This is a genomic window from Paenibacillus alkalitolerans (genome assembly GCF_016482785.1).
GTDB lineage: Bacteria > Bacillota > Bacilli > Paenibacillales > YIM-B00363 > Paenibacillus_AE > Paenibacillus_AE alkalitolerans.
Window position 1 is genome coordinate 62,117 of the sequence record NZ_JAEMXM010000018.1, and the last position, 12,964, is coordinate 75,080.

At 53.9% G+C, this 12,964-nt stretch carries 15 protein-coding genes; 8 read left to right on the plus strand and 7 right to left on the minus strand.

Annotated features, from left to right (window positions below):
* Positions 1-12: 12 nt before the first annotated feature.
* On the minus strand, positions 13-951 hold the full coding sequence (cyoE, locus tag JET16_RS22245) for a heme o synthase (protein ID WP_199620573.1): 939 nt from the start codon (positions 949-951) through the stop codon (positions 13-15).
* A gap of 241 nt (positions 952-1,192) precedes the next feature.
* Here cyoE and JET16_RS22250 point away from each other — a divergent pair, with 241 nt between their 5' ends.
* The 4 genes from JET16_RS22250 (at position 1,193) to JET16_RS22265 (ending at position 3,455) form a co-directional block, all read left to right on the plus strand.
* Positions 1,193-1,624: a cell wall hydrolase gene (locus JET16_RS22250; protein ID WP_199620575.1), complete on the plus strand. Its 432-nt coding sequence runs from the start codon at positions 1,193-1,195 to the stop codon at positions 1,622-1,624.
* A 26-nt stretch (positions 1,625-1,650) separates the two neighbouring features.
* On the plus strand, positions 1,651-2,136 hold the full coding sequence (gerQ, locus tag JET16_RS22255) for a spore coat protein GerQ (protein ID WP_199620577.1): 486 nt from the start codon (positions 1,651-1,653) through the stop codon (positions 2,134-2,136).
* 125 nt (positions 2,137-2,261) lie between these two features.
* Positions 2,262-3,251, plus strand: a complete 990-nt coding sequence (locus tag JET16_RS22260) for a metal-dependent hydrolase (protein ID WP_199620580.1) — start codon at positions 2,262-2,264, stop codon at positions 3,249-3,251.
* Between the two features lie 33 nt (positions 3,252-3,284).
* On the plus strand, positions 3,285-3,455 hold the full coding sequence (locus JET16_RS22265) for a DUF5325 family protein (protein ID WP_199620582.1): 171 nt from the start codon (positions 3,285-3,287) through the stop codon (positions 3,453-3,455).
* Positions 3,456-3,460: 5 nt separating this feature from the next.
* On the opposite strand, the gene trpS is transcribed toward JET16_RS22265, so the two are convergent.
* Positions 3,461-4,441, minus strand: coding sequence for a tryptophan--tRNA ligase (gene trpS / locus JET16_RS22270; RefSeq protein ID WP_199620584.1), 981 nt, complete (start codon positions 4,439-4,441; stop codon positions 3,461-3,463).
* A 361-nt stretch (positions 4,442-4,802) separates the two neighbouring features.
* Positions 4,803-5,288 (minus strand): hypothetical protein, encoded by a 486-nt coding sequence (locus JET16_RS22275; RefSeq protein WP_325176758.1) that lies wholly within the window; start codon positions 5,286-5,288, stop codon positions 4,803-4,805.
* Positions 5,289-5,409: 121 nt separating this feature from the next.
* On the opposite strand from JET16_RS22275, the gene JET16_RS22280 reads away from it, so the two are divergent.
* The gene (locus JET16_RS22280; RefSeq protein ID WP_199620586.1) at positions 5,410-5,640 is read left to right on the plus strand and encodes an alpha/beta-type small acid-soluble spore protein; all 231 of its coding nucleotides are present in this window, start codon (positions 5,410-5,412) and stop codon (positions 5,638-5,640) included.
* Between the two features lie 82 nt (positions 5,641-5,722).
* On the opposite strand, the gene JET16_RS22285 is transcribed toward JET16_RS22280, so the two are convergent.
* Entirely contained in the window at positions 5,723-5,938 is a 216-nt protein-coding gene (locus JET16_RS22285) for a hypothetical protein (RefSeq protein ID WP_199620587.1), read from the minus strand.
* 38 nt (positions 5,939-5,976) lie between these two features.
* A complete protein-coding gene (locus JET16_RS22290) occupies positions 5,977-7,749 on the minus strand; it encodes a M3 family oligoendopeptidase (protein ID WP_199620673.1) in 1,773 nt (590 codons plus the stop codon).
* 182 nt (positions 7,750-7,931) lie between these two features.
* Here JET16_RS22290 and JET16_RS22295 point away from each other — a divergent pair, with 182 nt between their 5' ends.
* Positions 7,932-8,090 (plus strand): YycC family protein, encoded by a 159-nt coding sequence (locus JET16_RS22295; RefSeq protein WP_199620676.1) that lies wholly within the window; start codon positions 7,932-7,934, stop codon positions 8,088-8,090.
* On the opposite strand, the gene JET16_RS22300 is transcribed toward JET16_RS22295, so the two are convergent.
* Positions 8,091-8,798 (minus strand): DUF2225 domain-containing protein, encoded by a 708-nt coding sequence (locus JET16_RS22300; protein WP_199620589.1) that lies wholly within the window; start codon positions 8,796-8,798, stop codon positions 8,091-8,093. It lies immediately after the preceding gene.
* A gap of 203 nt (positions 8,799-9,001) precedes the next feature.
* Between JET16_RS22300 and JET16_RS22305 the strand changes: the two genes are divergently transcribed.
* Positions 9,002-10,231 (plus strand): nucleoside recognition domain-containing protein, encoded by a 1,230-nt coding sequence (locus tag JET16_RS22305; protein WP_199620591.1) that lies wholly within the window; start codon positions 9,002-9,004, stop codon positions 10,229-10,231.
* A 57-nt stretch (positions 10,232-10,288) separates the two neighbouring features.
* Positions 10,289-11,098: an NAD kinase gene (locus JET16_RS22310; RefSeq protein ID WP_199620594.1), complete on the plus strand. Its 810-nt coding sequence runs from the start codon at positions 10,289-10,291 to the stop codon at positions 11,096-11,098.
* Positions 11,099-11,983: 885 nt separating this feature from the next.
* Here the strand turns inward: JET16_RS22310 and JET16_RS22315 are convergent.
* On the minus strand, positions 11,984-12,964 hold the full coding sequence (locus JET16_RS22315) for a YutD-like domain-containing protein (RefSeq protein WP_199620597.1): 981 nt from the start codon (positions 12,962-12,964) through the stop codon (positions 11,984-11,986).

Consider the following 12,964-nt stretch of genomic DNA (forward strand, 5'->3'; position numbering starts at 1 on the left):
CTTATGCGAGCGCTACGCGTGAAGAGTCGTCGTATCAGCTACCAAAAGCAAAAATACGAACGTCAGGTAGTACAATGAATACTTAAAAGACCGCATCGCCCAAGCTTCATTATGGTCTTCGACGAACAACCCCTTAAGACATTGAACCGTCCATAATGTCAGAAGCAATAATCCGCCGATTAAAAATACGAGACCGACATAACCCATGGTATATAACAAAACGGTCGTCGGATACAGGGCGATCAAATACGGAATCATTTGCAGCTTCGTGCGCTTGATGCCCTTCACCACGGGCAGCAGCGGATAGCCGGCTTTACGGTATTCTTCCACTCTGCGGATGCCGAGCGCCCAGAAATGCGGGGGCTGCCAAAAAAACAACAAAGCGAACAACAGCCATGCGCCGATGTCGATCGTCTCGGTGACGGAGCAATAACCGATGACTGGCGGGACCGCTCCCGATATTCCGCCCACAGACGTGCTCCAGGTCGAAGTCGGCTTTAACCACGCCGTGTAGATGATTACATATGCTACATGGCCGATACAGCCAAGCAAAGCGCACAACGGATTAACGAAAAAGTATAGCAATGCTATGCCCAAAATGCCGAGCGCCGCACCGTATCCAATCGCGTATTCAAGCCGGACTTTGCCCAACGGTATTGCGCGTTTCTTCGTACGTTCCATCTGTGAATCGTGTTCGCGGTCGAGCACGTTGTTAAATACGCAGCCGGAGGCCATGACAAGCGCCGTGCCCGCGAGCATGAATATTAGCGTCGCCCAATCGATATTCCATTTCGAAGCGACCCAAAAACCGCCCAGCGCGGGAATTAAATTGGAGACCAGCATTCTCGGTTTGGCGAGAACGAAATAATCTCTCCAGGAGGCGCGCGATTTCGGAATTGCCGTCTCCCCTGTCCGATCGGCCGGCGTCTCGTATGTCAACGGATTGTCCACTTATGCGCCATCCTCCTTGCGGGATTGAACTTCATCTAGCGAAAATAACTTCATCCAGCGGCAAAATCAATCTTTATGATACCGGAGCCGACTTGCTTTGACAACAAGGTAAGCCGACCGTTCATCAATTTGTCGGTTTTTCTTGCAGACATGCACGAAACGGGTATTCGCCTAATACATTAGCTATGTAGATTTTTGCCTGTATTGGCACGTTTCATGCGAAGGGAGGGGAACGGAACGCATGGCCGTCATCAAAACATCGAGCGAAGACGTAAAACTGCTGGCGCGGCTTATGCGGGCGGAAGCGGAAGGCGAAGGAGAACTCGGCATGCTGATGGTCGGCAATGTCGGGGTGAACCGCGTGCGCGGGGACTGTCTGGATTTTAAACAAATCAGGACGATCCGCGATATGGTGTTCCAACGTCCCGGCGGCTTTGAAGCAACCATTAAAGGGTACTTTTACCAGAAGGCTCGCGATAAGGAAGTTCGGCTCGCTCGGCGCGCCATTAACGGAGAGCGCCAGCATCCCGCATCCAACGCATTGTGGTTTTTCCGTCCGGACGGCGGATGCCCGGGCCAGTGGTACAACCAACCGAACACCGGAAGATTCAAAGCGCATTGCTTTTTCGCCCCGTCAAGTCAAAATTGCCCCGCCGTTTACGGAACTTATTAGAAAAGAAAGGATAGTGAGTTTTACCGATGGATCGCCAACAAAACATGGGTACTTACACTGGGTTTCCCGGTTCGCTTGCCGGCACGACGCCCGGTTTTCCGACATACCAAACGCCAACCGGCGCGTTCCCGAGCGCATATGCGCCGATCGGCGGCCCGATTCCGGGGATGACGCCAATGGGTGGCGTGCAACCGTTCCAACAGCCGGCTGCAGCCGCGCCTGTATTTGAAGAGTCGTATATTGAAAACATCCTTCGTCTGAACTTGGGGAAAATGGCCACCATTTACATGACGTTCGAAAACAACCCCCAATGGAATGCAAAAGTGTTCAAGGGGCGCCTTGAAGCGGCGGGCAGGGACCACATTATTATCAGCGACCCGCAAACGGGCATGCGTTACCTGCTGCTGATGGTCAATCTCGACTACATTACGTTCGACGAACCGTTGAATTACCAATATCCGTTCGCGGGAGCTACCCCGGCTGCCGCGACACCGGCCGCCGCGGGCCGATAATTGCATCGACAAAACCCTTCCCGCACTGTGCGCGGAAGGGTTTTGTTCATTCTTGAAATGTTATGGTAAGATCTTATTAGGGTATCGGCCCTTAAGCAACGTGACAGCTCAGGAGGTATACGAACATGGATACCGGAACCCATTTCGCGTTCGGATTCGGTTTAGCCGGATTGTCGCAGTTGGACCCCGCCGTAGCAGGGGACCCATGGACGTCCGCGGCGGTGCTCGTCGGAGCCGTTGCGGGATCGCAAGCGCCCGATTTCGACATGCTATTGCGTCTTAAGGGCAACGCCGCGTACGTTCGCAACCACCGCGGTCTGTCCCATTCCATACCCGCGTGGTTCATATGGACCGCGCTCATCGGCGGCGCCGTTTGGCTGTTCTTCCCTGGCGTATCTTTCACGACAATTGCGCTGTGGGTATTTGCCGCGGTGCTCATTCATGTGCTTACGGATTTGTTTAACAGCTACGGCACTCAAGCGTTTCGTCCGTTTACAAAGCGGTGGATCGCATGGAATATCATTCACATTTTCGATCCCGTCATCTTTGGTTCGCACGTCGTTGCCGTATTGCTGTGGCTATCGGGCATGGCCGCTCCTTCCGCTGTGTTCCCGCTGCTTTACGGGTTCATTGCCGTATACTATGCGGCAAGAACGATTCAGCATGCCGCGGTGCAGCGCCGCTTGCCGAAACGCGACCCTCAGCACGAGCCGGGCGACCGGTACACGGCAATCCCGACGGTGAGCTTAACGGTCTGGAACGTCGTCAAACGCATGCAAGGCCGTAGCGAAAGCTTCGCCGTCGGCGAATGGAAGGCCGGGCGTCTCACCTGGAACGACGTGCTTACTTGCGATTCCCATCCCGCTGTCGCCGCTTCCCGCAATCACCCCGACGTTGCGGCTTTGCTCTCGTTCAGTTCATACGCGTGCGCTTCGGTCGACGAACGCGGTTGGGGCTACGAGGTTCGTTGGGTTGACGTCCGTTATCAATACCGGAAACAATATCCGTTCGTCGCCGTGCTTCGGATGGATAGGTCGCTGCGCCCCCTCGAAAGCTATATCGGGTGGATCAGCGAAGAAAAGCTCGAACGCCGTCTCGACACGGGCATGAGCTAACCGGCACACGAACAGGAGAGGAGAACCGCTGCGATGAATAAGCCAATGGCGTTACTATTCGCGGTGCTCGGCATCGCTTGCCTCATTGCCGCCGGCGCGGCATTGAGCTATATGAAACCCGGTTGGGCGCTATTCTTTACGTTGTTAAGCTTTGCCGTCACCGGGTTCGGCATGGCGGTCAAGCGGCGTTTAAACCGCAAGTGAAGCCGTTAGAGCAGGAACCCCATCCGTTCCATCGCTCTTTTCAACGTGGCGTCCGCGACGGCGTTCGCCTTCTCCGCACCCCGCTTTAAGATCGCCTGCAGCTCTCCGGATTGCCGAATGTCGCGGTATCTCGCCTGAATCGGTTCCAACACCGAAATGACCGCTTCTGCAATATCTTTCTTTAACGCCCCGTAGCCTTGCCCTTCGTACCGGGCCTCCAAATCGGAAATCGGCACCTTGGAGAAGATCGAGAATATTTCGAGCAAATTGCTCACTTCCGGTTTATTGTCCGGATCGTACTTAATCTCCCTTCCGGAATCCGTCGTCGCGCGGCTAAACTTTTTCCTTATTACGTCCGGCTCGTCGAACATCGAGATGAAAGCGCCCGGGTTCGGATCGCTCTTGCTCATCTTCTTGCTTGCGTCTATCAGAGACATAATCCGTTTCCCGACATCCGTAATGTGCGGCTCCGGCACGACGAACGTATCGCCGTACCGGTGGTTGAACCGCTGAGCCAAATCGCGCGTAAGCTCCAAATGCTGCTTCTGATCTTCTCCCACAGGAACAAGATCCGCATTGTACAATACGATATCCGCGGCCTGAAGCGACGGATATACGAACAAACCCGCTCCTACCGACTCTTTCCCCGCCGACTTATCTTTAAATTGCGTCATGCGTTCCAACTCGCCCATTCCGGTGAGCGTCGTCATAATCCAGCCGAGTACGGCATGAGCTCTGACTTGCGATTGAAGAAACACGACCGCCTTCTCCGGATCGATGCCGGACGCCAAATACATCGCGGCGACCGATTCGGTCTGCTCACGCAGCTTCTCCGGTTCTTGCGGCACCGTAATGGCGTGCAGATCGACAATCATAAAATAGCAATCGTGCGTGTCCTGCATTTCCACGAATTGGCGAATCGCCCCGATATAGTTTCCGATGGTAAGCAGCCCGCTTGGCTGTATGCCCGATAATACTTTTTTCATCGTTTTTCATCCTCCTTGAATATCTTCAAAAAAACAAAAAAAGCCCTCATCCGCAAGGGACGAGAAGCCGTGGTGCCACCCTAATTCGTTGGATCGTACGTATCCAACCTAAACCCCGATAACGGCGGGAAGCCGCGTCACCTAACCGTCAGCGCCGTACGGACACCCGCTTACGGATCGGATTCGAACTCGGGGACCCATTTCCGCTTGGCCACAAGGTCCGGCTTTCACCATCCGCCGGCTCTCTGATCCTTGTCATGACCCAGGTACTCGCTCCCGTCATCGTTATACTTCAATATTGTCGACGTCGATTTTCCACATTATACGAAAAGGTTCGCGGCGGCACAAGCCTTTTTTTCAATTAAGCTTCTTCTTTCAACCTCTTCAACAGCTTTCGCACCGTGTCCGCCGTTTCGGCGTACAATGGCCTGTAATCGAGCGGCTCTACGTATGCTAGAAATTGTTCGGCCGCAGCGGCGACGACCCGGCGGTATTCGCTTAAAGGAATGCGGTAAGCGTTGCCCTCCCTGACTCCGGTTGAAGTCTCGTCTATCTCGGTCCAGACGACCCGATCCCCCTCATGGCGCACTGCAAAGGAATATCCCCGGCATTCGGGATCGCCGCAGCCGCAAACGAAGAAGGGCATCTTCCGCCATTCGGCGGCGGGATCGGCGAAGCGGTCCGGAGCCGTATCTTCGAAAGCGCTGGCAAGCAGCGCCGGCAATCCGACGTCGATACAGAGCGGTTCGTCAATCAATCGTTCGCCCTCCGCGGTTACCGCTACGTCGGCTTGCACGATTTGAAGCTCGGGATGAAGAGACAGCTTTTCGTAACGAATATCAAACACGATTGTCATCCTCCCTTGCCGTGTCTGCTTTTTCGCCTCTACCCTTTGGTCTAAATTTCCATTTCGTATGATGCGTATAATCAATGATTTTGCTCATACTACCATCAGGGAGGTGATATACATGGCACAAGGATCCAGAAGCACTAACGTCTTGGTTGTACCTCAAGCGAACCAAGCATTGGATCGATTGAAGTATGAAATCGCGCAGGAGCTGGGCATTCAAGTTCCGGAAGACGGCTACTGGGGTTATATGGCTACCCGCGACACAGGTGCGATCGGGGGTAACATCACCCGGCGTCTCGTACAAATCGCCGAGCAGCAACTGGCAGGACAATTCGGCGTAGGCCGCTAATAGCAAATCAAACAAACAGCTTACGGAAAAGGTGACTATATCCCATAGTCACTTTTTTTCTGTATTTTAACGGCGTGCCGCGCTAGTGCAGTTTCTCGCCCTTCACCACTTGCTGGAGTACGGAAAGCGGAATTTCGAGCGCGACATGCAAGTCCCATAAGTTGCTGTTGGGCTTCTCGCGCAAATACGCGCGCACTTTGCCGTACACTTCGGCGTACCAACGAGTGCAATCCGCACAAAACTCGGATTTTTCCCTTAGAAACAGGGAACCGCAACGTTGACAATTTTCCAGAGACACTTGTCAATTCCCCCCTTCCGCATAACTATATGCGTGCATTACAAGGCTAGGAACGCTTTAATATCTTTGTTCAGCATCGCAATGGATTCCTGCCAAAAATCCGGTTTCGTGAGATCGACGCCGAGGTGCTTGCGGGCGAGAGCTTCGACGCTCATACTGCCCGTATCCCGCAATAGGGCGATATATTGCTCTTCGAACGCTTTCCCTTCTCCTGCGGCGCGCGCGTAAATGCCAGCGCTGAACAGAAAACCGAACGTATACGGGAAATTGTAGAACGGCACTTCGGTGATGTAAAAATGCAGCTTCGACGCCCAAAAATGCGGGTGGTACGAAGCAAGCCCGTCGCAATACGCCTTTCTTTGCGCTTCAACCATCATTTCGTTCAGCCGCTCAACGCTTACCGAACCTTTTTTCCGTTCTTCGTAAAAGCCTGTTTCAAATATGAACCGCGCGTGAATGTTCATCAAGAACGCGACGGCGCGTTGGATTTTGTCGTCCAGCAGCGAGAGCTTCTCTTCCCGGTCTTTGGCTGCGCGGATCGTCGCGTCGGAAACGATCATCTCGGCAAACGTGGAGGCCGTCTCCGCCACGTTCATCGCGTAATTTTGCGCGAGCTCCGGCATATCCTTCATCACATACTGGTGGAATCCGTGACCGAGCTCGTGCGCAAGCGTGGACACATTGTTCATCGTGCCTTCATATGTCATGAAAATCCGGGTTTGCTTCTTAACCGGGAACGATGTGCAGAAGCCGCCGGGACGCTTCTCGTTGCGGTCTTCCGCTTCAATCCAACGGTCGCGGAACGCCATTTCGGAAAAGTCGGCAAGCTTCGGGCCGAATTGTCTGAACTGGTCGATAATGAGCCTTGCGCCTTCTTCGTAAGGAATCTTTGCGTTCGTTTTACCTACCGGTGCGTCCGCGTCATGCCAAGCAAGCTTGTCTACGCCGAGCAATTGCGCCTTCTTGGCGAAATAGTCGAGGAGCGGCCTTTTATTACGGTCGATCGCATCCCACATCGCATGAAGCGTCTCCTCCGACATCCGGTTGACGGCGAGAGGCTCCTTGTGAATCGAAGTCCATCCCCGGTGTTTATAAGCTTGCAAGCGGAAGCCGCCAAGATGGTTTAACGCGGAAGCGCAGTAATCCGCGTGCTCGGACCAGGCGTTCTCCCAATCGGCAAATACCTTCTCCCTAACGCTCCGGGAAGGATGGTGCAGCTTGTTGTAAGCTTGACCGGCGGACAAATAAACGGTTTTTCCGTCTTCCTCATACGGAATCTTCAACAAGGATACGGTCGTGTCGTACAATTCCGACCATCCGTGGTATCCGTCCACGGCGAGGTCGTTAAGCAACGATTCCTGCTCGGGCGTCATCTTCTCAAGAGCCAACGAACGGCGCTCGGAAAGCGGGAACGCAACGGGTGCGATAGCGTCTTGAGCCGTCATCGCTTCCCATTCTTGGTCCGGAACGTTGGTCAGCAGTCTATCGAACTGATTCAACTGCGATTCGAATTGCGCGGACATCGCTTTAATTTTGCCTCCGAGGGCAACCGCTTTCTTGTCTTTCTGATTTTGCGCCGCCAAGCATCCGGTGAATGCGTCGGCTTCCTTCAGCCGCGCTTCAATGGCTTGCAATTCGGCGAGCAGTGAAGCGAGCCGGCCGGCGGTCATTTCATTGTTTTCGCGTATATGTACTCCGAAAGAGTCGATAGCTGACTCCAACGCGGATAAAAATTCCGCAAATTGAGCCGAACCGCTTCCTCCGGGAAAAATGGCGTCCAAATCCCAAGTTTGGGGGAGCGTTGCAGGCATCATTGGTAAAAACCCCTTTCGTATAACTCTAGAATTTGTAAGTTTTCACGGAGTAAACAGCAATTCTAGAGTTTCAAGAAAAACTTCCTCTAATCGCGGTCTGGCTTCCTTGAAGGTGCGTGCGAAAAAGTTTTTCTTATTGTAAGCTAAATATATCATGTTTCCGAAAGGAATGGTACAATCTGAGACCTTTGCAAATATCGCCGGAAACCGCCCTGAAATTAGCGGAGAAGCTGAATGTCCCCGTCGAGCATCTGATGCATATGCCTCAGCATATTTTGTTGGCAAAGCTGGCGGAGCTGGCCGCCGATCTGAAGAAAGAAGAGCGCAAGGAAGAGTAATCAGCTTCCTGCGCTCTTTAATTCTTCGGGCAGTTCCACCTGATTCCTCAGCATGTCTTCCCGGGTCGCCGCCCATCCTTCGCGGCACGCCCGAATCATCCCGGCGTCCATTATTTTTTTGTCGTTGATGACGCGGCCGAACCACTTGACCGCTTCTTGATATTGCTTCAACCTCCTGTTGAGCTCTCCGATCAAATACATGAGCCGGGCGTTGTTGAGATCGATGCCTTCCAATTCGTAAACCTTGATATAAGAGTCCAATGCAAAGCGTAAAAACCGTTCTTCCGCTTCCGCGTTTCCTTCATTGCGGTACAACCAGGCGATATGGTGCAGCAGACCCGCCGTCACCCTTTCCCTTTCTCCGGCGATTTGGGAGCAAAGCAGCGCGAGCTTGTAAGCAAACATGGCGTCTTCGGCCGTTCGGCGGCTTCCGTAATCGCGGCAGCTCCAGTTGGCTCCGATTTTTTGTTGAAACTGCGCGCGCTGTCTATCCGTCATTTTTTGCGAGAAATTTTCCGTTGCCGCAAAGCCGCAAAACGGGCAAACCCGCACAACGTAAAAATCGGGATTTTCGCTCCCGGGCTTGTAATATGTACAAAAGTCGGTGTCGGAACGGACGGCTTTCTTGAAGCTCGGGCGCACTTTGGAAGTTTTGAAATCGCGTCCGCACTGCAAGCAGTTCACGGAAATCTGGTAAAGTGGATCCATCGGATTACCCTCCGCTCGTACTACATAATGTGGCAATGCCCGTCTCATTTATATAGGACAATTATACCTATTCTATAGGAAAAAATCACCGGTTTTTCATTCGTTTATTGTGCGTCATTCGCAGAGCGGGCTTCGCATATATTGTGATAGGCTCGTCTTTTACATCGGACGGCCGGCATCTTGCGAGGAACGGATGTGGCGCGGTGGTCTTTCGTTCAAGAGGCGAAATCAGTCTTGCAGTTGCGGCTGCGGCCGTCGCTCTTCTGATCATTGCATTTCCGGAAGATAGCTTTAAAGCGGGATTGCAGGGAGTGGGCATCTGGTGGGACGTCTTGTTCCCGGCGTTATTCCCTTTCTTTGTCCTTTCCGAATTGATGCTTGGATTCGGTATCGTACACTTCTTCGGCACGCTGCTCGATCCCATGATGCGGCCGCTCTTCCGCGTTCCGGGACCGGGTGGATTCGTGTTGGCCATGGGACTTGCTTCAGGCTATCCTGTCGGCGCAAGGTTGACGTCGCAGCTTTGGGACGCAGGGTTGGTGAACCGCGAGGAAAGCGAACGACTGGCCTCCTTTACGACGACTTCGGACCCAATATTCCTTATCGGAGCCGTTTCGGTCGGTTTCTTCCATAACGCGGCGCTGGCTCCGGTGCTTGCGATCGCGCATTACGGAGGAGCGGTCGCCGTAGGTCTGCTAATGCGCTATTGGGGCGGGCGCACCGCTTCCGGGTGGGAGCTCGTGTACGGCGGCGGCAATAGCGGTTCGATATGGCGCAGGGCGTTCGAAGCGATGCACCGGGCCAGGGTGAACGACGGAAGGCCGGTAGGAACGCTTCTCCGGGAAGGGATACAATCCGGCCTCCGCCTGATCATCGTCGTCGGCGGTCTCGTCGTGTTTTTCTCGGTTGCGCTCAAAGTATTGTCGCTGGCGGGAGTAATCGGCATCTTGCAAAGCTTCGTAAGCTGGGCCCTCTCGGTATTCGGGATCGCCGCACCTCTGTCTGCCGCGATTGTGAACGGATTTTTCGAAGTGACGCTCGGCGCGAGAAGTGCGGGTACCCCATTCCCTGGTGCGGATCTTCGCGCGCAATCGGCCGTGGCCGCATTCGTGTTGTCATGGGCTGGTTTATCCGTGCATGCGCAATCCATGAGCTTGATGCATCATATGCCGGTTCGGTACTCATCTTTTTTCCTCGCCCGGCTTGTGCATGCTTTCATATCGGCCTTCATTGTTTACTTCGTGTGGGATTGGTTATCTCCGGCGGCAAGCGCGTGGCTGCCGGTCGGCGCGGCTCCGGTCTCGGGTTGGGACGCTTTCCGGGCATTCGCTCCCTATTCGATCGCGATTTTTGCCGGCGTGCTTTCTTCTATCCCTGTATTATATTTGTTTTACGCCGTGTTACGTTGGTTGCTGCGCGCCTTAATTCGTTGAGTTCCGTTCGGAGTTCCGCTATGATGAATACATTATCGGGATTTGCGGAGGTGCGCTTTGAAATATTTCGTGTTGGACCGGGGCGACAGCCTGTCCCGGTCATTGACCGGGCAGTTTCACGCGTTGGCGGCATCAAGAGGGATGCAATTGTCCGAAGACGAACCCGATGTGGTATTGTCGATCGGCGGCGACGGCACGATGCTGCACGCGTTTCATGTATTTAAAGAGCGGCTCGATTCAATTGCGTTCGTCGGAATCCATACGGGGCATTTAGGTTTTTTTGCCGATTGGAAAGCGGATGAAATTGAACGGCTGGCGAATCTGATGGCCGAGAGCGGCTCGAGGCTGCAGGACAAGATCGTGAAATATCCGCTTGTGAAAATCGAACTGACGACTTCTTTCGGCGTGGAAACGTTCCTCGCTTTGAACGAATTCACATTGAAAGGCGCGGACGCAACGCTGGTGGCGCAACTGAACATCAACGATTCTCCGTTTGAAATGTTCCGCGGCGACGGCATTTGCATTTCGACCCCTTCCGGAAGTACGGCTTATAATAAAAGTCTCGGAGGCGCGTTGATTCATCCGTCGCTCGAGGCGATCCAGATCGCCGAAATAGCGTCGATCAACAACCGCGTATACCGCACCATCGGCTCGTCGTTGATTTTGCCGAAGCATCACCACTGCGACATCGTGCCGAAGAAAGAGCAGAAGGTCGTGCTTACGGTCGATCATTTGGCTGTGCCGCACACCTCCGTCCTGAATGTTCGCAGCATGGTGGCGGAGCGGAAAGTGAGCTTCGCGCGGTATCGCCCGTTTCCGTTCTGGAACCGGGTGAGGGAAGCTTTTGTCGGCGACGACGTAAAATAGCGCCTCATTGTGAGGCGCTATTTTTTTGCGGGTGTGCTGCGGCCGCCGCTTTGGTGTGCCTGTGGCATCAGCCGCCCGCACGGGTTTTGGCGCTTAAAGGGAGAGCTCAATTTATATAGTGAATCTGGCTTTCCGTTTGAATTTCCCGCCGTTTCCCCAAATACACGTAATAACTTCAAAAAATGAAACTATGCCCTCCCAAACCCCATCCTTGCACGTAATAACTTCAAAAAGTGAAACTATTGTGCCCGATCTGACTGATTTTCACCCAAAATGCACGCAATAACTTCAAAAAATGAAACTATTGCCATCAATCCAGCCTCTTTCCGCGCAATAACTTCAAAAAGTGAAACTATTGTGCCCGATCTGACTGATTTTCACCCAAAATGCACGCAATAACTTCAAAAAATGAAACTATTGCCATCAATCCAGCCTCTTTCCGCGCAATAACTTCAAAAAGTGAAACTATTGTTCCAGATGCGTCACTGTGTAACCGGACTTTTTGATGTTTTTTCTGTTACATACAGCGTTTGTTTGAAATGCAAGTCTGTTGTCCACAATTAATCGACAGCCTCAATTATTGACCCTATACGCCTCAGCGTCCATTTTCCCGGGTATCAAGAAGTTTGTGTAAGTAAGTAGAATTAACCATCGGGACGATGGATAATCAACATTTTTGTTTTAATGGAGGTCGTAGACCAAGAGAAAGCGCGGGAGGGAATTTTCCTCAAGCTGCTTGTTAGACAAAGTATTGTTAGAACCACTCCTCAACGCGAACGGTTTCTGGGGAATGTACTCTGGTAAAGTGCTCTGCATCCGACGGGCGAAAAAAATGTCCGCCCAAATCGGCATGAATACCACGGGCGGACACTTTAAATAAACTCCTTAATTGTTGCGTGGTTGCGGTGCCGCAGATGCCCGGTGCTGGCCGCCGCGCTGCGAATGGCGGTTACCCCCGTCACCGTCCGGTCTTCCGCGGCCGTCGGGCCGGTTTCCGGCTGCTCCCCTTTGCCCGCCGCCTTCCGCGCGGGCACCTTGACCGCCGCCGCCTCCAGGACCGCGGTTGCGGTTATGCGCGTTATGTTTCGGCCCCTTGTGGTGAGGGCGGAACCCGCCGCCTCGATGCGCCTTCTCTCCGCGATCGCCGCCTCCGTCCCCGTTAGGAACGGGGTTGCGGGCGCCGCCGCGGTTCGAGAAACGATCGCGTCCCGCCGAACCTTCCTCGTTCTGCCGGCCCTTGCCGTCATTCTGGCGCTGATATGCGCCATGCAGACGGGGCGACTCCTCATTGCGCTCGCGGCCGCGAGGTCCGGCGCCTGCGGCGCGTTCGGGCTCCGCCTTGACGCCGCCGACGTCGCCGGCCGCGTCGGCTGAGGCGTCCTTACGTTCCCCGCCGTTTCGGCCGGAATGCCTCGACGGCGATTGATGTTCACGCCAGGAGTACGGCCTGCGGTCGCTGAAGGCTTGGCCTCCCGCCAAACCGGCAGTATAGCCGCGCCCTTCCTGCGGCTCCGCATCAACCGCACCGTCTTCCTCTGCGCTTTCCGGTACCGCTTGGACGGGTTCCGCTACGGGCGGAACTCCTCCCGCCTTATTTGCGGTCCGCTCCAACACGAAGTAAGCGCAACCGAAGTTGCAGTATTCCTGTAAATAATCCTGCAATCCGCCAATCGAGGTATCTTTCGTCGATTTCGGGCTTCCTTCGCGGAAAAATCCTTTCAACCTCAGCTGGTTGTATCCCCAATCGCCGACAATGTAGTCGTACCGGTCAAGCACTTCGCTGTATCGCTCTTTAAACGCATCCGCATTCCAAGCGTTCTTATGCTCCAAAATCAGTTCGTACGTCTTTTCCCCGATCAATATCAC